Source organism: Collinsella ihumii (assembly GCF_030385545.1).
In the GTDB taxonomy this organism is placed as follows: Bacteria; Actinomycetota; Coriobacteriia; order Coriobacteriales; family Coriobacteriaceae; genus Collinsella; species Collinsella ihumii.
The window spans coordinates 38,828-58,886 of the sequence record NZ_JAUEIQ010000010.1; the positions used below are offsets into that span (position 1 = coordinate 38,828).

The following is a 20,059-nucleotide window of genomic DNA, read 5'->3' on the forward strand; positions in this document are numbered from 1 at the left end:
ATGGGCGAAAAGGACAGGGCGCCCCGCCAGGTCGAAGGGGCGCCGGCGCCGCCTGCCCCCATGGCGCCGTTTGCGGACGGTAGTGCCGGCGCGGGCTTCGAGCAGGAGATCGAGCAGCTGGCAAACCCCGAGCGCTCCCTGTTCGAGGGCGCAGACCCCCAACTGGCCGGCGTGCACCGTGGAAGCGCGCTCTCGCTCGTGTCGGGTGCGGTGAGCGGCATCGGCGCCGCCCTGGGCGTCTCCCTCATCGCGATCGTCCAGGTTCTCGGCGGCTCGACGCCTGAAAACCTGCCCGGGATCTTTGCCATCGCCGCGCTCCTCATCGCGGGAAGCGTGGTGGGGTCGGTCGTTTCCTGGCGCACGCGCACCTGGGAGCTGACCGACGCGGGCATCATGCTGCGCCACGGGCTCGTCACCGCCAAGCAGCTGCAGGTCCCCTACGAGCATATCCACACGGTGAACATGTCGTCGAGCCTGATGGAGCGCCTGTTCGGCCTCATGACGCTCGATTTGGACACGGGCGCCGCGGATAGCGAGGGCGAGGCGACGCGTATCACGGGCCTGCAGGCAGGCCTTGCCCAGGCGCTGCGAAACGAGCTGTTCCGGCGCAAGGCCGTGGTGCTTTCCGAAAGGCCCGCGGGCGATTCCGAAGCAGGCGCCCCGGGGGCGACGGGGGAGGCCGCCGGGGACGTTTTCGCGCCGGCTGCCTACGACAGCGTCCCGGACGCATGCTTTACGCTCACGCGGGGTCAGCTGGTGGTCGCGGCGCTCACGGAGACGCGCATCGTCGCGCAGGCCGTGGCGTTTCTCATCCTCATCGTGCAGGGGATCAACTTCTTGCAGGAAAGCCGGCTCGTCAACCTTTCGGAGGCGGCGGGAAGCGTCGCGGCGCTCCCTGTGGGCGTGCTTGTCGGAAGCGCGGTGCTCTTGCTGGTGCTTTCGGTCGTGGTCGGCTTTGCGGTCTCGTTCGTCTTCAGCCTGATCGGCTTTGCCGGATACCGCGCGGAGCGCACGGGCGGACGCATCTCGGTCGAGCGCGGGCTGCTCAACCGCACGTCGCATATGGTGGCGCTCGAGCGCATCCAGTCCATCAGCATCAATCAGGGGCTGATACGCCAGGTCATGGGGTACGCGGAGGTCCGCGCCTCCGTGGTGGGGAGCATCGGGTCGGCGGACGAGACGTCGTCTTCCGACGGGGTGGTGCTGCATCCGTTCATCCGCGTTTCCGAAATCGACGCGTTTCTCGAGGCCATCGCCCCCGAATGCGCCGGGGCGCTTGCCACATCGCATATGGTGCGCCTTCCGCCCGCGGCTGCGCGGAGGCTGGCGTTTCGCACGGTCGTGAGGGCGCTGCTGCTTGCGGCCGTGATCGCCGGCGCGCCGTGCTGCGCGGAGCGCATGCTGCCCGCCGGAGGGGCGTGGGATGTGCTCGGCACGGTGCTTCGCGTGCTGCTCTGCGCCGTCGGCGCCGTGGTCGTCGTGAGGATGGCGGTCGGAGCCGTGCTGCGCTACCGAGACAGCCGTGTCGGGCATGACCGGACGCGGCTCGTCGCCATCGTGGGCGGCATCAAGCGTCGAACCCAGGTGGTGCCGCGATCCCGGCTCCAGCACGCGACCGCCTCGGTGTCCCCCTTCCAGCGCCGCCTGCAGCTTGAGACGTTCACCACGAAGACCGCTGCGGCAGGCGATGTGGCCCTGCGCGATTTCGCCGCGGCGGACGTCGAGTCGCTTCTCGCCTGGGTCCGGCCGCATCCGTGACGGGTTGACGCTTTTGGGGACAGTCCCTTCTGGACCACGATGGCACATTTGTGCCATCGTGGTCCAGAAGGGACTGTCCCCAAAAGCGTCAACTTGCGAGGTACCGAGGAGTTCATATGGATTACCGCATCGTCGATATGCCGGCCTTTCGTCTGGCGGGGGTGGTCGCGCGCGTGCCCCATGCGGTTCGAGGGGGAGAACGCGGCCATCGCCGAGCTTGCTCGCAGCATCACGCCCGGGCAACGGGCGGAGATGCATCGCTTGATGGATATGGAGCCGCGCCGCGTGATCAATGCGTCGTGGAACTCCGACACAGACTTCCAAGAGGAGTCGGGGGAGCTCACGCATCTGATCGGCGTGGCGACGACGTCGACCGAGGCGGCGGAAGGGCTCGATCTCGTTGAGGTTCCCGCGCTCACCTGGGCGGTCTTTTCCAGCGACGGCCCCTATCCCCAGGATATGCAGCAGACGACGGCGCGCGTCTACGGTGAGTGGCTCGCGGAGGCGCCCTACGAGCTCGACGGCTTCCGCATGTTCTCGTTCTGCGACGTGCGCGAGGACAACACGGCCTACAGCGAGATCTGGATGCCCGTGCGCCGGAAGTGACGGCGCTTTTTGGAACGGGCCGTTTTCATGCAGAGAGGGGAAGGCGCATCGTCGCTGTGGCGCCGAGGACCGCTCCGTGAGCGTCGATGCGATTCGCGAGCGTGATCGAGCCTCCGTGGGCGCGGGCGGCCTCGGCCGCGCCGAAGAGCCCGAGACCGTAGTGCCGCTCGCCGCCGGTCGTGCTGCGAGAGGAGTCGTCGGTGAAGAGCCGCTCGCAGCCATGCTCGAGGGCAGCGGGCGAGAAGCCCGCGCCATCGTCGCCGACCTCGATGACGAGAGAGCCGCCGTCGAGCATGCAGGAGATCTCTACACGGGAGCGCGCATGCTCGACGGCGTTGGAGACGAGGTTCGAGACGGCGCGTGCGAGCATGGTGCGGTCGAGCAGGGCATCAGGAGCCCCTGCGACGGCGGGCTGGATGCTCGATGCGAGCTCGATTCCCCGCGCGCGGGCGACGGGCTTGGCCTCCAGGACAACATGGCGGCAGAGCTCTACGGGCGAGACGGGGGCCTTCGCCGCGCTGCCCACCCCGTGTGACGCCTCGATGAGCAGCCGCACGTAGCCGTCGAGGCGCTCGGCGCTCACCGCGATGTCGCGGGCGGCGGCAGCGATATCGCCGCGATCGCCTTCGCGCGGCGCCTCGTCACACTCGAGCTCCTCGGCCACGAAGTCGGCGTTGGCGCGCAGGACCGTCAGCGGCGTCTTGAGGTCGTGGGCGAGCGACGCCATCTGCTCGCGTTGCGCCCGCTCAGCCTGCCAGCGGGCGTCGAGCGATTCGGCGAGCGACGAGCGCATGGCGTCCATGGCGGCGAGGATGTTGTTCACCTCGCGCACGTTGGTGCGCCCGACGGGGAAGTCGAGCTCCTCCTGCCCGATGCGCACGGCGGCGTCGGCGAGCGGCCGCATCTTGCGCGAGATCACGCGGCTCGCCCGGTGCGCCACGAGCGCAAGGGCGAGGGCACTGCCCGCGATTCCGATGGCGAACATGATGTTCTGCGGGTTGGGGAGGGTTTCGGCAAGATCGCGCGACGCCCATTGCGGCAGGTATTCCGATACGAGGACGCAGGCCCCGCCGCGGGTGACGGAAAACGAGGCGAACGTGAGCCCGCCGCCTCCGCCCTCGATTGCGATGTCTTCGGACTGGGCCCCACGGGCCGCGTCGGCCGCCTCCGCAGCATGGTCGAGCTGCGCCCCCTCAAGGTCGGTCGCCACCGTCCTCCCGGAGGCGTCCACGATCAGGTAGCGGTAGGAGGTCGGAATGTCCGTGGGCCCCAGGGAATCCGCGTCCATAAGCTCCGTTGCGACGGCGCGCGCGTTGGCGGGCCCCCAGCTCGCTTCGACCACATAGCCCGTATTGATGGTGGAGGAGAGCAGCATGAACGCGGCGACCCACGTGATGCCCACGGCGACAAACGAGTAGACGAAGTACCGGGCTATGACGAATGAGAGCGGCATGCCCAGGCGTTTGCCGGCGGCGCGCGCAGATGTCAGAGCTGCCATTTGTACCCCATTCCCCATACCGTCGCGATCGGGTCTGCACCGACGGCGGCGAGCTTCTTGCGCAAGCGGCTGACCTGCATGGATATCGCCGCGTCGTCGGCGTCGCTGCTCCATCCGAGCACGGCTTCGCGAATCTGCGCGCGGCTCATGACCTGGCCGGGATGGCGCGCCAGGTGCTCGCAGATGGCGTACTCGGTGGGCGTGAGCGGCACGGTCGTCCCGCCGACGGCCAGGTCGCGGGCTTCCAGATCGAGGCGCACGTCGCCGAACGAGAGGGCGTGCGCATGGGGGCGTCGCTCCCGACGCAGGTGCGCGGCGACCTTGGCGCGCAGCTCGGACGCGCCGAAGGGCTTGCGGACGTAGTCGTCTGCGCCCAGGCCGTAGCCGCTGACGGCGTCCTCTTCGGCGACCTTGGCGGTGAGGAAGAGGATGGGGCCGTCGAAAAGCGGCCGGATGCGCCGCACGAGCTCGAAGCCGTCGAGGTTCGGCATCATGACGTCGCACAGGATGAGGTCGAAGCGGGCGAGGTTCATGTCCAGGACCTGCACGGGATCGCTTTCCTTGACGATCTCGTGGCCGTCCTTGCCGAGTATCCGTGCAAGGACGTCGAGAATCGCGCGTTCGTCGTCTATCGCCAATATGCGCGCCATGCGCAACCTCCCTGAATTCCTGTCGAGATTATACGTGCGGACGGGGTGCGGAGGGCAAACAATCGGGGTACCTCCCGCCGATGCCGCGATCGGCCGCGCCTCGTCCTTACCGCCATCGTTCGAACGCTTGGCCCTGATAGGGCCAAGCGATGGGGGCTGAGCTCCAAGCCGTCCTGTCGCCCTGCGGATGACGCCGCCGGTGAACAAAACGGCCCGATTGCAGCTTTAGCCGACCCTCCGCCCCGGCCGACCTCGTCCGGATTTCGATTGGACCGGCCCGCATGGGGTGAGTCACCGGCGGAGCCGGCCGGGACGGCCGTTTGCCCCGTCTCGAAATGTGTCAAAAAACATGTATATCGAGTTTGGTGCGATTTTTCGGTGCCCTTCGCCCACATGCGCCGCACCCCTCGGCATTTGCCCAGTTGTTTCCTGCGGAAATGCTGAGGGATGTAGCGATGGTGGGGAAATGGGCCTCAAAAATCGCACCAAACTCAGCCTACTCTCCCTGTGGGTTTTGCCCGAAGCGGATTTTTATGCAGTTTCGGGATGGGAATATACATTCTGCACCTACTTCAGCGAATCTGAACGCAATCAAACAGCGTCTCCCGGGTTATCGGCGCTCGCCGAGTGCTACGACGGCGTCGTCGGGCACGGCCGTCTCCTCGCATGCCCGGTAGTGCACGCCCGACCCTCCCCGCGCCTCGATCTCGAGCCAGCCGCTTCCGCTCGACTCGGAGCCGAAAAAGATGAGCTGGAGCTCGCGGGTGTCTCCGTTCGCGTCAGCAGCCTGCACGTCGTAGACGTAGTTCGAGCCGGCTCCCGTCGCGTCGGCATACGTGCTCACGTGGCTGCCCGGTTCAGGGGCGGGTGCCCACATGGTCACCTCGGGATAGGGGAGGATGCGGTCGGCCACGGACCGAAGCGCCGGAGCCCACCCGGTGCTGGCCAGCGCGTTTCCTCCCGCGATCGTGCCGGCCACGAGCAGCGCGATCGCCAGCAGACGGAGCATTCGGCTCTTACACATGGAGCCCCCGATCCTCGAAACGGCGGAACCACCAGGTGAACAGGGGGATGGCCACTGCCAGGAGCACCGCGCAGGCCACGGCGGTCTCGATTGCCGCCGTGCTCACGGCTGCCGCCTGCACGGCGTCCCGCCCGGCGGCGATGGCCGACTCGATGCCGAGCGAGCCCAAGCGCGCGGACCACGAGAAGGGGATCCAGCCCAAGATGCTCGGAAACGCCCCGGTGAGCTCCCCGGTCATGAGGCCGTGGGCGAGGCCGCCGATGGAGAAGAACGCGAGGAGCGTGCCCGCGGCGCCGACGCCGATGGTCGCGTTCCTGCCGAAGCGAAACGCGCAGGCGAGCTCGAGCGCGTAGAGGGGAAGGCTCCCCAGGACGCAGCCCGCCCAGGCCGTTGAGAGCACGTGGGCGCCGAGCGTCAGCCGATGCGCGGCGGCCAGCACGATGCCGAACGTCCCGAACGCCGTGGCGAGCGCGCAGGCGCCCATGAGGGAAAGCGCCGCCCATGCGGCGAGCACGGCCCTGCCGCGCGAGGGGACTGCCGTCAGGTTGGCGAGCTTGCCAGCCGAGCGCTCCTCGTCAACCGCCAGACCGCAGACGATCGACGTCATGAGCGGCATGAGCGCTCCGAGGAACTGCGCATACGCGTCGGCTCCCATGGAGGCATCCCATGCGGCGACGGAGAAGTACGCGCCGCAGGCCAGGCCGCCCGCAAGCCCGCATAGCAGGTGCAGCCAGATGAGCGGGGATCGAGAGAGGCGCAGAAGCTCGGAGCGCAGGGAGCGCACAAGCGACATGCGCGGGATTGCGTCGTTCGCCATGTCCATCACCTCTCTTCCGAGTGCGCGAACCAGGTTGCCGTCGCCGCCGTGAGCACCGCGAACGCGATCGCGCACACGGCGAGGCCCGCGACCGTGAGCGTGCCGTCGGCGGCCAGCGCCCCGCCGAGCGCCATGTCCGCGGAGAGCGGCTCGCCGCTTGGCAGCACGGGGATGAAGCTCGTCGGGATGACCGTCGAGGCCGATGGCGGGAAGAGTTGCGGCAGCGGGATGATGGACCATGCGAATGCACCGACGAGCTGCACGGCAAGCGGGATGAACACGCCCGCGAGCATGCCCGCGCGCACCGTGAAGAAAAGCCCGGCGGGAATCATCCACGCTGCGGTGAGCGTGTTGACGCCCGCGCAGCAGAGCATCGTGGCAGCTCCCGCAGCGGTGACGCCCTGCGCCGAGAAGGCCGAGCCGGTAAGGTACAGGGCGAAGACGACGAGGTTCGAGAGGGCGAGCAGCGCCAGGCACCAGACCGCTTTCGCCCACCACGCGCGCCCGAGCGGCACGCCGAGACCGAAGGCGCCCCTCATGCGCATGCGCGCGTCGGCTTGGGCGACGCAGGCGACCAAAAGCGAGAGGGCGATGGGCAAAAACAGCGTGTACCAGTAGTTCCATGCGCTGAAGGACTGGTAGCCGTGCACGGGCATCGCGCCCAGAAGCGGCATGGGCAGCGCCATGAGGACGGCGATGCGCGCAGGCGCGGCGTGGCGGAACTTCAGCGCCTCGGCGCGCAGGGTCGATGCGAACGTGAGGCTCATGCGGCATGCACCCCCGATCCGGCGGCGCGGCCCGCCCGGCAGACGCTCATGAAGAGCTGCTCGAGGTCCTGGCCCGCTCGGAGCCGGTCCTCGTAGGCGAGGCGCCCGCGGTAGATGATGCCGACCGAGTCCGCCATCTGCTGCACTTCGGAGAGGATGTGGCTCGAGACGAGCACGGTCGTGCCCGCTGCCGCGAAGCCCCGGATCTGGTCGCGCAGCTCCTCGATGCCGATGGGGTCGAGCCCGTTGGTGGGCTCGTCGAGCACGAGAAGACGCGGGCGGGAGAGCAGCGCGAGCGCGAGCCCCAGCCGCTGCTTCATGCCCATCGAGAACCGGCCCGCGCGCTTGTTCCCGGTATCGGCAAGGTCCACGAGCCCGAGCACCTCATCGATGCGCGATGCGGGCAGGCCGAGCATGGTCGTGCGCACGCGCAGGTTCTCGCGCGCGGAGAGGTTGGGGTAGAGCGGCGCCTCCTCGATGAGGGAGCCGATCGCGTACAGGTCGTCGCGGCACCACGGGTGCCCGTCGACGATGATCTTCCCTTCGGTCGGGCGGAGCATGCCGCAGATCATCTTGAGCGTGGTCGATTTGCCCGCGCCGTTGGGTCCGAGCAGGCCGTACACCTCGCCCTCGCGGATGTGCAGGTTCACGTCGGTCACGGCTGCCTGCGCGTCGGCGTTCCGTCCGAAGCGCTTGGTCAGCCCGCGTGTCTCGAGCATAAAGCCCATGGGAGTCTCCTTTCTCCTTCGGTTCATCTCCCATGGTGGAGGCCGATTCTAACGAAGCCATAACGACTCTGCTGCTTTTGGGGACAGTCCCTTTTGGACCGCGATGGCGCGTGTGCGCCATCGCGGTCCAAAAGGGACTGTCCCCAAAAGCAGCAGAGCCCAAAGGAAGCATTGCGGCTGTCTGCGCGCGCGGGTATCCTAATTCAGCTCTACACCCGACACCGAGAGGCATCCTGTGGATATCATCGCGACTCTGGCCGAGGAGCTCGGCCTCAAGAAGATGGCGGTCCAGGCGGCCGTCGACCTGATCGACGAGGGCAACACGATTCCCTTCATCGCGCGCTACCGCAAAGAGGCGACGGGAGGCATGGACGACGTGGCGCTGCGCGCGCTCGAGGATCGCCTCGCGTACCTGCGCAACCTCGAGCAGCGAAAAGAGGACGTCATTGCGCTCATCTCCGCGGCGGGAAAGCTCACGCCGGAGCTCGAGGCCGAGATCCACGCCGCCGAGCAGCTGCAGCGCGTGGAGGACCTCTACAAGCCGTACCGCAAGAAGCGCATGACGCGCGCGTCGAAGGCGCGCGAGGCGGGCCTCGAGCCGCTCGCGAACATGATCATCATGCAGGTGGCGACCAAGTGCACGGCGCTCGAGGCGGCTGCGGAGTACGTGAACGAGGAGGCGGGATTCGATACGCCCGAGCGCGCGCTGGCGGGCGCCTCGGACATCGTGGCCGAGGTGGTCGCGGAGGATGCGGAAAACGTCGCCGACCTGCGCTCTTTCACGGAGGGGACGGGCGAGATCGTCTCTTTGGCAGTCGATGCGGACGAGAAGACGCCGTACGAGCCCTATTACGATTTCGCCGAGCCGGTGCGCAAGATCCCCAACCACCGCATCCTCGCCATCGACCGCGGCGAGCGCGAGGACAAGCTCCGCGTCCGCGTGCGGGTCGATGTCGACGCCGCCATCGCGCGCCTGGGGAGCCGCTGGCCGCGCCGCTCTGGCGTGTTCGCGCCGGTGCTGGACGCCGCCGTCGCCGACGGCTACAAGCGCCTGATGGCGCCCTCCCTCGAGCGCGAGGTCCGCGCCAAGCTCACGGTGCGCGCCCAGATGGACGCCATCAAGGTGTTCGGCAAGAACCTCGAGAGCCTGCTGTCCGCGCGCCCGGTGCGCGGTGCGCGCATCATCTCGCTCGATCCCGGGTACCGCACCGGCTGCAAGGTGGCGGTGCTCGACGAGACGGGCAAGCTTCTCGATCACGGCGTCGTGTACCCGACCCCGCCCCGCCGCGACGTCGCGGGCACCAAGCGCGAGCTCGCGCGCCTCGCCAAGAAGTACGCCATCAACACCATCGTGATCGGAAACGGAACGGCGAGCCGCGAGACCGAGGAGGTCGTCTCCGAGTTCATCTCCGAGTCGGATCTCGCGCTGCGCTACACCATCGTGAACGAGGCGGGCGCGTCGGTGTACTCCGCGAGCGCGCTGGCAAGTGAGGAGTATCCCGATCTCGATGTGACGACCCGCGGCGCCATGAGCCTGGGCCGCCGTCTGCAAGACCCGCTCGCCGAGCTCGTGAAGATCCCGCCGCAGTCCATCGGCGTAGGCCAGTACCAGCACGACCTTGACCAGGTTGAGCTGGCGCGCACGCTCGGCAACGTGGTCGAGGACGTCGTGAACCGCGTGGGCGTCGATGTGAACACGGCCAGCGCGAGCCTACTCGGCTACGTGTCGGGCATCACGCCGACGGTCGCCAAGAACATCGTCGCCTACCGCGAGGAGCACGGCGCCTTCACCGACCGCGGGCAGCTGAAAGACGTGCCCAAGCTCGGGCCGAAGGCGTTCCTCAACTGCGCGGGTTTCATGCGCATCGCGGGCGGCGACAACCCGCTCGATGCCACGAGCGTGCATCCGGAGAGCTATGCGGTGGCGCGCGAGGTGCTCAACCGCGCGGGCGTGACCGCAGCCGACCTGGCGCACGGCGGCATTCCCGATATCGAGAAGCGCGTGGGGAGCGTGTCGGCGCTGGCCGGCGAGGTGGGCTGCGGCGTGCTGACGCTGCTCGACATCATCTCCGAGCTGGAGAAACCCGGCCGCGACCCGCGTGACAACGCGCCCGAGGTCGTGTTCAGCAAGGCGGCGCGCACGCTGGACGACCTCGAGGTCGGCATGGAGCTCACCGGAACCGTGCGCAACGTCGTCGACTTCGGCGCCTTCGTCGACGTGGGGGTCCACCAGGACGGCCTGGTCCACATCTCCAAGCTGTCGCGTTCGTTCGTGAAGCACCCGAGCGATGTGGTCGCGGTGGGCGACACCGTCAAGGTCTGGGTCGAGCGCATCGACCGCGAGCGCGGGAAGATCTCGCTGACCATGGTGCCCAACAAGTAGCCGGTGCGTTTGGGCTGGGCAATCTTCGCTCATTTTTGGTTGGGGACGGGTTCGTTTCAACCCATGGCGGTGCGCTGCACCGGCATGGGTCGAAACGAACCCGTCCCCAACCAACCCGTCCTGCGGGATGCTACCATTGAACCATCGGTTCAAGCAGGAGGTATATGGTGGCAAGGAAACGCAGCGGGCTGTCCGTCCCCGTCATCGTCGTCGCGCTCCTGCTGGTGATCGGCGCGTTCTCCGGTGAACCGAGCGCGAGCTCCGCCCGCGATCAAGCGGCCGCGCCGGCAACCGAGCAGGTGCAGGCCGCCCCCGCATCGCCCGAGAGCCCCGATCCGCAGACTCCTGTCGCATCGACGCCGTCGGAGGCCCCGGCAACGTCCGAGACGCCGGCGTCCCCGGGCACCCCGGATGCGCCGGCGCAGCAGGCTCAGGCATTCGACTATGCGCAGGTACCGCCCTATGCGGGAAGCCCTTATGCGGAGATCGACGGCAACGTGCCGGCGCTTTCGGCCGAAGATGCCGTCGGCGCGCCGGCGGAGTCCTACGCCCCGCTCGACGCGCTCGGCCGCTGCGGTGCCGCGTTCGCCATCGTGAGCCTGGACACCATGCCCACCGAGGAGCGCGGAAGCATCGGTATGATCCGTCCCTCCGGCTGGCATACGGTGCGCTACGACGACCTGGTCGATGGCCGCTACCTCTATAACCGTTGCCATCTGCTCGGATTCCAGCTGACGGCGGAAAACGCCAACGAGCGCAACCTCATCACCGGCACGCGCTACATGAACGTCGAGGGCATGCTCCCGTTCGAGAACCAGGTCGCCTCCTATGTGGAGCGCACCGGCAACCGCGTGCTCATGCGCTCCACGCCGGTGTTCGTGGGGGACGAGCTGGTCGCGCGCGGCGTGCACCTGGAGGCCCTGTCCATCGACGACGGGGGCGCGGGCGTCTCGTTCAACGTGTTCTGCTACAACGTGCAGCCGGGTATCGAGATCGACTACGCCACAGGCGACAGCCGCGCGCTGCAGCAGGCGCAGTCCGCATCGCCCGAGGCCCCGGCGCCGCAGGTGACCTATATCCTCAACACGAACTCCCGCAAGTTCCACTATCCGGACTGCCATTCGGTCGACCAGATGGCCGAGCACAACAAGCGCGAGGTCACCGACACCCGCGACAATCTCATCGCGCAGGGGTACGAGCCCTGCGGCAACTGCAACCCATAGCATCTGCCATAGGGGGCGAAAAGCCCGCCTTGTCAGGCGGACCCTCCCTTCCGTAATTCGCAACCCTTTCCTAAGCCGCGCTTCATAATTTCCCATATAACTCATGGGTAATAAATCACTATCTACAATTCATGTGTTTGGATGGCGCAAGGCTGCCCAAACAGGAAAGGGGTGGCCCTATGTGCACGGGCATCCGATTTACCGATCCGGCGGGAACCATGTATTTCGGTCGAAACCTCGACTGGACGACCAGCTACGGCGAGCGCGTGGTGGTGACGCCGCCTGCCGCCAAGGTGCCCGTCGCCTTCGAGCGCGCAGGCGACCCCGAGCGCGGGCATGCGGTCATCGGCATGGGCATCATCGTCGAGGGCATCCCCCTGTACTTCGATTGCGGCAACGACGCGGGTCTGGCGGTGGCGGGCCTCAACTTCCCGCAGAGCGCGCACTATGCGACGGAGCCGGCGCCGACCGGTGTGAACGTCGCCGCGTATGAGTTCCCGTTCTGGGTCGCGCGCAATTTCGCCGCCCTGGACGAGGTGCGCGCCGCGCTCGAGAACGTGACCGTCGTCGCCCGGGCTGTCAACGACGAGCTGCCGGTGGCGAACCTCCACTGGATCATCGGCGATGAGACGGGCAGCATCGCGGTCGAGTGCCTGGAGGACGGCATGCGCGTCTGGGAGGACGACGTCGACGTGCTCACCAACGAGCCGACGTTTTGCTGGCACCGTCAAAACCTGCGCAACTACATCTCGCTCACCGAGGACGAGCCCGCGCACGTCACGTGGGACAAAGCCGAGCTCATCCCGTTCGGCTCCGGCCCCGGCATGCAGGGGATCCCGGGCGACTACAGCGGCCCGGCTCGATTCGTGAAGGCGGCTTTCGTCAACGGCCACTACCCCGAGCAGGCGTCCGAGGCCGATAACGTCACGCGCCTGTTCCGCACGCTCGGCTCGGTCGCCGTGCCCGACGGCTGCGCCCGCATGGCCGACGGTTCGTATGAGAAGACGCTCTACACGAGCGGGTTCTCCTCGGCGCGGTGCACGTACTACCACGCCTCCTACGACGATCCGCAGATCAGGGCCTATCCGCTGTCCTCCTGCGATCTGTCGGGCGTGCATCCCTTCGTCATGCCCGACGCGGCATAGGGGCGCCCTGCCATCGTTTCGCGCCGGGCGATCCGCGCCGGGTGTGGACATATATACGCGTTCGAATGAAAAGGAATCGACATGAACGCAGCAACCATACGGATGGCATCGGCGGGCAAGGAGCGCTTCGCCGTCCTGCCGATCGTCATCTTGATCTTGGCCCAGATGGGGGCGACCGGCGACAACGGCGCCCTGTCGCTCGCCACCTCGGCGCTTACCGGCGACCTCGGCGCCACCACGTCTGAAATCCAGCTCGCCAACATGATCTACCCGCTCGTCGGCGGCGCCTTCATGATCGCGGGCGGCCTGGCGGGCACGATCGTCGGCTGGAAGAAGACCTTCCGCATCGGGACCGTGCTGTGCGCGGTGGGCGAGGCGGCGCTGGCGGCGGCTCCCAACATGGCGGTCTTCATCTGGGTGGGGCGCGTGCTCGTCGGCTTCGGCGCGAGCTTCATGATCCCCTCGGTGCTGGGGCTCATCCCGCTGCTGTACCGCGGGGGCAACCGGGCGGTCGCGTTCGGCTGCATCGGCGCCGCCTCCGGGCTGTCGGCCGTGCTGCCGCTCATGCTCGGCGTGGTGATGGAGGTCTCGGGCATGCGCGTCACGTTCCTCGTGCTCAGCGCCTATTTCCTCATGGTCTTTCTCGTCTCGTTCCGCTTGCCGGCCATCGACCAAAAGGACGAGAAACTCAAATTCGACGTCGTGGGCGTGGCACTCGCCGCCACGGGCCTGTTCCTGTTCCTCATCGGTCTGTCGGGCATCTCCTCGTGGGGCCTGATCACGCCGTTCGAGGGATGTCCCTTCACCGTGTTCGGCATCTCTCCCGCGCTTCCGCTCGTCGCGCTCGGTCTTGTGGTGCTCGCCGCGCTGGTCCTGGTCGAGCCGCGGGTGGAGCGCGCCAACGGCATCGCGCTGCTGCCCAGCTCGTTTTTGAGCACGCCGCAGGTGCTTGCCGGCCTCGCCGCCAACGCGTTGACGTTTTTCTTCATGGGCGCGCAGTCCATCCTGATGTCGCCGTACCTGCAGCTCGTCGCCGGATGGACCCCGGTCGACGTGGGCCTGATCTCCATCGTGACCGGCGTGCCGACGTTCGCGCTGGCGCTCGGTATCCCCAAGCTCGCGCCGCGGGCGAATCCGCGCCACGTCATCCAGATCGGGTACGCGGCGATGGCGGTCGCACTCGGCATCATGGGGTCGTCCGTCACCATCGACGGCGCGAGCGCCGTCGGCGTGTACCTGGGCGCCTTCGTCGCGGGCGTGGGCGCGGGAACGGTGTCGTCCCACGCGAGCAACATCGTGGCGCTCGCGCTGCCTGAGCGCGACGCCTCCCAGTCCGGTGGCATCCAGAGCACCATGCGCAACGTGGGCCAGGCCATCGGCGTGGCGCTGCTCGGCGCCGTGCTGCTGTTCGGCATCACGAGCACCGTGCGCGTGAAGGCCGGCGAGGACGCCGCGATCTCGGGTGACGTCGATCGTCAGCTCGAGGGCATGACGCTCAACCTCGGCAGCGACCGCGAGTTCGAGCAGCAGATCGCGGGCATCGACATGACCGACGCCGAGCGCCGCGCCCTCGTGGATATCCAGGCGCAGGCGCGGTTCGAGTCGACGCGCATCGCCTACGCCGTGGGCGCGGTCATCGTGCTGCTCGGCTTGGCGACGACCCCGGCGATCAAGATCACGTCCAAGCAGGAGTCCCTGCAGGGCCGTTAGCGGCCAAAGCTCTTGTCCTCCTTACGAGTTCCGGGGCCTCCCCCGGGCGGATCTGCAACCATATGAGCCTTGACGCGACAGCTCGCAGATTCGCCCGGGGGAGGCCCCGGACCTTCTGTCTGGCAAAAGAGCACGGTCCGCGGAGCCCCAGCCGCACGCTCTTCTGGCGAAAGTGGCTAGAAATTTCCGTTTTGCTGTTGCGGTGTCGCGCGATCGGGCCTGGAGCCCGTCATCGGTGCCGCTTCTTCCCCTGCCGAGGCCGCATCCGAGGCATTTGGGGCCACGACGCATGCATCATAAGCAGCCGATGCGGGTATTGCGGTCAAATCGGCCACCTTCATTCGAACCGGCTTACAGCAAAACAGAAATTTCTAGCCACGTTCGCACGGGAGCGCGGCATCCGGGGTCCTCCGGCGCTTCTCTAGGCCAGCTTGTTGACGCGGCGGTCATAGGTGAGCAGCCCGTTCAGCTCCTCCTCCACGTCGGACAGCTGCGTGTAGACGTAGCCCGCGAGGCCGAGCGCCTCGAGCGACGCCGCCTCGTCGAGCGTGCGCCGCACCGCGTCGCGCCAGGCGTCCAGCGTCGGGAAGTTGCCGTAGCCATATGAGTAGGGGGACACGGTATGTCCGGGGATCGCCTGCGTCCAGCCGCCGAACTCCGAGATCACGAACGCGCGGTTGCCGCGCTCCTGCGCATAGCCGACCGGGACGCGGCGGTCGCAGTCGACGGTCAGCGGCCGGAAGTAATTGTGCTGAGAGAGGTAGTCGCCGCATCGCTGGTCGTACCACCCGCTCGTGGCGTCGATCGGGCGCGTCGGATCGAGCTCGTGGATCCGCTCGCTCATCTCGCGCGCGTCGAACTGCCCCCAGCCCTCGTTGAACAGCACCCAGGTCACGATCGAGGGGTGCCCGGCGAGCTGCAGAACCATATCGCGTGTGGTCTCGAGCCATTCGCGCCGGTAGTCCGCGCTGCCTGACGACAGGGCGGCCCGGTGGCGCGGGGTGTCGTCGCGGAACCGGTCCCATGACGCCTTGACCAGGGTCGGCTTCCGGCTGGTGTGCCAGGGGCTGTAGGCGCCGCCGCCGGACACGGCGTCTTGCCACACGAGCATGCCGAGCCGGTCGCAGTGGTAGTACCAGCGCGCGCACTCGATCTTGATGTGCTTGCGCAGCATGTTGAACCCCGCCTGCTTCATGGCGAGGATGTCGTGGACCAGCGCCTCATCGGACGGCGCGGTCATGAGGCCCTCGGGCCAGTAGCCTTGGTCGAGCACGCCCTTGATGAACACGGGGGAGCCGTTGAGGAAGAAGCGCGCCACGCCGGACTCGTCGCGCTTGACCTCGGCGGTCCGAAAGGCGCAGTAGCTGGAGAGGGCGTCCTGCCTGCCCAAAAGCCCTCGGGCGCACACGGCGACGTCGACATCGTAGAGGTAGGGGTCGCCAGGGGACCAGAGGTGCGGGTGCGCGACGTCGATCGCGCCGCGCACCCGTCGCCCGGCTATCGGGAGACGTGCTGCGGCGACGTCCCGCCCCTCATGGTCGCGCACGACGACATCGATTGAGTCGCCCTCGCGCAGCAGCCCGTGCGGATCGGCGAGCGCGCCTTCGATGCGCAGCGTGCCGTTGGCGGCGCCGTTGAGCGCAAGGGATTCGACGTGAACCGCGGACACCACCTCGTACCAGGCGCTTTGCCATATGCCGCTTTGCGGGGTGTACCAGATGCCGCCGGCGTCGAGGCGCTGCTTGCCGCGCGGCTGGACGCCGGCGTCGCTCGGGTCGTAGACGCACAGCGCCAGCCGAAGCGAGCGGCGTCCGCGCGCGAAATCGGTGATGTCCGCATCGAAGGGTAGGTAGCCGCCTACGTGAGTCGCCGCCGGTTTGCCGTCGACCATGAGGGAGCACGCCCAGTCGACCGCCCCGAAGCGCACGATCAGCCGCTCGAGCTCGTCAAGGTCTGGAACATCGACGGTCCTCGTATACCACAGCAGCTCGTCGGGCTGCAGCACGCGGCCGACGCCTGAGGCGGGCGCTTCGGGCGAGAAGGGGACCAGGATGCGCCCATCGTAGCGCTCGGGTTCGGGGGCTGCCGCCAGCATGTTGAGGACCCGTCCGGTCGAGAGCGCCTGCGCATGGCGGTATTCTTCCGGAATCGGCCGGATGGCGAACTCCCAATACCCGTTGAGCATGGTATATGCAGGCCGAACCATGGTCGGGCGCGGATATTCCGGAAGCACCCGGTCGGGATCGAGTGTGGCGCCCCGCGGCGTCTCAAGCGGATAGACGTCGCCGCGCTTGTGGCTCTTGGCGCTCATGAGAACACGTTTGATATCGAGCATGCGATCATCCTCCACGGCATCGGCGGGTAGCCTCCATTTTCTCACGTCGCGCTGGGCGAACGGTCGAAACCGTTGGGCGAGCCGCGGGGCGGGGATGGGGTGTCGGTCAATAACAATGGAGGGGACCGGTTGTTGCTGCGCCCTTCGGGCGCGCGGACCATAAGGGGGTTGCGATGGGGAAGACAATAAGGGAAAGGCGACCTGCGCGGATGCGCGCGTTCGGCATCGCTTCCATGGTGTGGGCGGTGCTGCTTATGGTGGCGACGGCGCTTCCCGCCGCGGCCGCGCCCCAGAACGGCTGGGACGAGGTGGACGGCGAGCGCTACTGGTACGACGACGGCGTCATGGCCCGCGACAAGCAGGTCTACGACCCCGAGTCGGACGCCTGGTACTGGTTCGACGCCGACGGCACGATGGCCCGCGACAAGGACGTTTACATCCCGGTTTCCAACGAGGACCGCTCCCGCGGCAAGTGGGTGCGCTACGACGCGGACGGCCACATGGTCAAGGGCGAGGACTTCCGCTACGGCGGCTGGTACTACTTCGACCCCGTGACCGGCGAGATGCTCAAGGGCTTCACCTACGTGCCCTCCAACGGTGGCAAGTGGGTCTTCTACGACTACACGACCGGCCAGATGGCGCACGGCGAGCGCTATATCGACGGATCGCACGGCGACGAACCCGGCTGGATGTACTTCGACGACGTGACGGGCGCCGTGCTCTACGGCTGGCAGTTCATGACCACGGACCCCGACGGCGGGCTTGCCGCCACGAGATGGGTGTACTACCACGCCTCGACCGGCCGCATGGTCAAGGGCTGGCACACCATCGACGGCGTCGCGCGCTACTTCGACGAGACGACCGGTGCGTACGTGTTCGGGGGCGCGCAGAGCGAGGGTGAGGCCTATGACCTGCTTGCCATGGTGAACGCCGAGCGCGCCCGCTCCGGGGTGGCGCCGCTTGCCTGGGACGACGAGGTCGCGGAAGCCGCTCGGCTGCGGGCAAGCGAGCTGTCGATCACCTTCTCGCACTACCGCCCCGACGGCAGCGGGTTCCAGGAGGTGATGCCCTTCAGGCTCGAGCTGGGGAGGCCCTACACCTGCGCCGAGAACATCGCGATGAGGCAGCGGAGCGCGGAGGCGGTCAACGCCGCCTGGACCTCATCGATGGGTCATCACTACAACATGGTCAACCCGGAGTCCACGGTCTTCGGCGCCGCATGCTTTATCGACGGCTCGGGCACCAAGCACTGGGTCGAGCTGTTCGCGGCCTACTGATCGATTGCGGGGGCGTATGGGCGGGGCTCACGCGTCGGCGCGGCCCCGTCTTTACGCACGCATGACACGGATCGGCGCGTCCTCTGGTATCTTGGGAACCGCTGATCGGCTCATTTCGCGCAGGGCGCGGATGCGGCCGGTTGGCGCTTTCTCTGATGTGAACGATTCCACGAGGTCACCGGGAGGATGGAACATGGAGCCGAGCGCCGCGCACCCCGATCACGGCATCATCGATTTCGAGGGGCTTCCCAACACCCGCGACTTGGGCGGCATGCCCGCCGCGGACGACAGGCGAATCAAGCCGCGTCGCCTTCTGCGTTCCGGGCTGCTGGCTCCTGCGACGGCTGCAGACCTCGCCCGGCTGCGCGACGAGTACCGGCTCGGGCTCGATATCGACCTGCGCACCGATGTCGAATGCTCCGAGCGCCCCGACCCGATCGATGAGCTGCCCGGCGTGCGGTTCGTGCACCTTCCCGTGTTCCAAGAGTACGGATCGGGCGTCTCGCGCAGCGACGAGGACATGGACCGCGTGCGGGCCCAGATGCGCCGCGGCGAGGTCGAGCCGGCGCAGCTCATGATCACGCTGTACCCCTATCTTGTGATCGACGATCTGGGCGTTGCCGCCTACCGTTCGTTTTTCCAGGAGATCCTTAAGCTCGAGGAGGGCGCGGTGCTGTGGCACTGCACCGCGGGCAAGGACCGGTGCGGCATGGCGAGCGTGCTCATGGAGGTGGCCCTTGGCGTGCCGTGGGAGGTCGTCAAGGCGGACTACATGGCCACGAACCGGTTCTACGGCATCGACCTTGCGACCTGCGACCCCATGGACTACCTGAACGGCGTCGACCCGCGCTATCTCGCCGCTGCGGTCGATGCGATCGAGGGCGCATACGGTTCGGTCGAGGAGTATCTCTCCCGTGCGCTCGGCGTCGACCGCGCGGCGCGCGACGAATTGAGGGCCCGCTACCTCGTCTAGATTGCAAATCGGGGACGTACCTTCTGCGTGCATTTTTGCACGCAGAAGGTACGTCCCCGATTTGCAGGGGGTCCGTCGGCGCACCCGAACGGCTCGTTGAGGTGGGCCCCGCGCCGCCCCGACGTGCGCTAGGATGATGGGCGCTACGTCCACGTTCCGCAGCAAGGAGGCTTTCGTGTCCAAACGGATCCCATCGCTGGTCTTGGCCCTGCTCCTCGCGTGCGCGATGGCGCTCGGCGGTTGCGCCGCCGACGACCGGGTGGCGACGGCGGGCAGTTCCGTGGCGGCGGAAGTCACCGTGGAGCGCGCGTCGTTTTCCCAGGAGGAGATCTATTACGCCCTCGGGCACCTGGGGTATGAGTCGTACAGCGAGCTGGACGACCTCGGCAGGTGCGGCGCCGCCATGGCCTGCCTGGGCCCCGAGACGATCCCCGCGTACGGAGAGGAGCGCGAGAGCATCAGCGAGATCCATCCGACCGGCTGGCATTCCATCCGCTACGACTTCATCGAGGGGGAGTCGCTGTACAACCGAAGCCATCTCATAGGGTGGGCGCTCTCGGCGGAAAACGCCAACGAGCGCAACCTGGTGACCGGCACGCGCTGGATGAACGCGGACGCCATGCGCCCTTACGAGGAGCAGGTCGCCGACTACATCTACGACACGGACAACCATGTGCTCTACCGGTCCGCGCCCGTGTTCGAGGGCGACGAGCTGCTGTGCCGGGGCGTGCGCGTCGAGGCGTACTCCCTCGAGGACGACGGCCGCGGCATCGATTTCTCCATCTGGTGCCCCAACGTGCAGCCGGGCGTGGAGATCGACTACCGGACCGGCGATGCGTGGCTGGCGCAGGAGCCGAGCGCGAGCGATGCGGATGCCGAGCCAGAGGTCGAGGGCGACTATGTGCTCAACACCAACTCCCGCAAGGTGCACGGTCCCGCCTGCCCCGGTGTCGGCGACATCGCCCCCCGCGAACCGCAAGGAGTTCGAGGGCACGATCGACGAGGCCGAGCGCCTCGGGTACGAGCCCTGCGGCCAGTGTCTCGCCGCGTAAGGCAAGGTGCGTGCGCCGGACCGTTCCGCCGCGTGCGCCGCCATGGCGCCGGCGCCGAAAGCGCGAGCTGCGCGCCGACCAGCTCGATTTACGGCGTTCTGACAAAAATATGA

General features: G+C 67.6%; 16 protein-coding genes. 9 read left to right on the forward strand and 7 right to left on the reverse strand.

Features of this window, described 5'->3' with window-relative positions; translation table 11 throughout:
* Entirely contained in the window at positions 1-1,758 is a 1,758-nt protein-coding gene (locus QVN30_RS09790; RefSeq protein ID WP_289836225.1) for a PH domain-containing protein, read from the forward strand.
* A gap of 180 nt (positions 1,759-1,938) precedes the next feature.
* Positions 1,939-2,364 carry a GyrI-like domain-containing protein gene (locus QVN30_RS09795; RefSeq protein WP_289836226.1) on the forward strand — a complete coding sequence of 142 codons (426 nt, stop codon included), beginning with the start codon at positions 1,939-1,941 and terminating at the stop codon, positions 2,362-2,364.
* Positions 2,365-2,389: 25 nt separating this feature from the next.
* Here the strand turns inward: QVN30_RS09795 and QVN30_RS09800 are convergent, their stop codons facing one another.
* The 6 genes from QVN30_RS09800 to QVN30_RS09825 all read right to left on the reverse strand — a co-directional run bounded on the left by QVN30_RS09800 (position 2,390) and on the right by QVN30_RS09825 (position 7,848).
* On the reverse strand, positions 2,390-3,862 hold the full coding sequence (locus QVN30_RS09800) for a sensor histidine kinase (RefSeq protein WP_289836227.1): 1,473 nt from the start codon (positions 3,860-3,862) through the stop codon (positions 2,390-2,392).
* Entirely contained in the window at positions 3,850-4,512 is a 663-nt protein-coding gene (locus tag QVN30_RS09805) for a response regulator transcription factor (RefSeq protein ID WP_204563002.1), read from the reverse strand. Before QVN30_RS09805 ends, QVN30_RS09800 begins: the two co-directional genes overlap by 13 nt.
* A 610-nt stretch (positions 4,513-5,122) precedes the next feature.
* Complete coding sequence (locus tag QVN30_RS09810; RefSeq protein WP_289836228.1) at positions 5,123-5,536, reverse strand: hypothetical protein; 414 nt, start codon at positions 5,534-5,536, stop codon at positions 5,123-5,125.
* Positions 5,529-6,353 (reverse strand): ABC transporter permease, encoded by an 825-nt coding sequence (locus QVN30_RS09815; protein ID WP_289836229.1) that lies wholly within the window; start codon positions 6,351-6,353, stop codon positions 5,529-5,531. The genes QVN30_RS09810 and QVN30_RS09815 overlap by 8 nt, the downstream gene beginning before the upstream one ends.
* 5 nt (positions 6,354-6,358) lie before the next feature.
* Complete coding sequence (locus QVN30_RS09820) at positions 6,359-7,120, reverse strand: lantibiotic immunity ABC transporter MutE/EpiE family permease subunit (RefSeq protein WP_289836230.1); 762 nt, start codon at positions 7,118-7,120, stop codon at positions 6,359-6,361.
* The gene (locus QVN30_RS09825) at positions 7,117-7,848 is read right to left on the reverse strand and encodes a lantibiotic protection ABC transporter ATP-binding protein (RefSeq protein ID WP_289836231.1); all 732 of its coding nucleotides are present in this window, start codon (positions 7,846-7,848) and stop codon (positions 7,117-7,119) included. The genes QVN30_RS09820 and QVN30_RS09825 overlap by 4 nt, the downstream gene beginning before the upstream one ends.
* 235 nt (positions 7,849-8,083) lie before the next feature.
* Between QVN30_RS09825 and QVN30_RS09830 the strand changes: the two genes are divergently transcribed.
* The 4 genes from QVN30_RS09830 (at position 8,084) to QVN30_RS09845 (ending at position 14,309) form a co-directional block, all read left to right on the forward strand.
* Entirely contained in the window at positions 8,084-10,231 is a 2,148-nt protein-coding gene (locus QVN30_RS09830; protein ID WP_289836232.1) for a Tex family protein, read from the forward strand.
* 164 nt (positions 10,232-10,395) lie between these two features.
* The gene (locus QVN30_RS09835; protein WP_289836233.1) at positions 10,396-11,454 is read left to right on the forward strand and encodes a DNA/RNA non-specific endonuclease; all 1,059 of its coding nucleotides are present in this window, start codon (positions 10,396-10,398) and stop codon (positions 11,452-11,454) included.
* Positions 11,455-11,633: 179 nt separating this feature from the next.
* A complete protein-coding gene (gene bsh / locus QVN30_RS09840; RefSeq protein WP_289836234.1) occupies positions 11,634-12,599 on the forward strand; it encodes a choloylglycine hydrolase in 966 nt (321 codons plus the stop codon).
* 81 nt (positions 12,600-12,680) lie between these two features.
* Positions 12,681-14,309 (forward strand): MFS transporter, encoded by a 1,629-nt coding sequence (locus QVN30_RS09845; RefSeq protein ID WP_289836235.1) that lies wholly within the window; start codon positions 12,681-12,683, stop codon positions 14,307-14,309.
* A gap of 421 nt (positions 14,310-14,730) precedes the next feature.
* Here QVN30_RS09845 and QVN30_RS09850 read toward each other — a convergent pair whose 3' ends face one another.
* Positions 14,731-16,644, reverse strand: a complete 1,914-nt coding sequence (locus QVN30_RS09850) for a glycoside hydrolase family 2 protein (RefSeq protein ID WP_289836236.1) — start codon at positions 16,642-16,644, stop codon at positions 14,731-14,733.
* A gap of 173 nt (positions 16,645-16,817) precedes the next feature.
* On the opposite strand from QVN30_RS09850, the gene QVN30_RS09855 reads away from it, so the two are divergent.
* From QVN30_RS09855 to QVN30_RS09865, 3 genes are all read left to right on the forward strand, one after another.
* Positions 16,818-17,921 carry a CAP domain-containing protein gene (locus QVN30_RS09855; protein WP_289836237.1) on the forward strand — a complete coding sequence of 368 codons (1,104 nt, stop codon included), beginning with the start codon at positions 16,818-16,820 and terminating at the stop codon, positions 17,919-17,921.
* 193 nt (positions 17,922-18,114) lie between these two features.
* On the forward strand, positions 18,115-18,894 hold the full coding sequence (locus tag QVN30_RS09860; protein WP_289836238.1) for a tyrosine-protein phosphatase: 780 nt from the start codon (positions 18,115-18,117) through the stop codon (positions 18,892-18,894).
* A gap of 175 nt (positions 18,895-19,069) precedes the next feature.
* Entirely contained in the window at positions 19,070-20,059 is a 990-nt protein-coding gene (locus QVN30_RS09865) for a DNA/RNA non-specific endonuclease (RefSeq protein WP_289836239.1), read from the forward strand.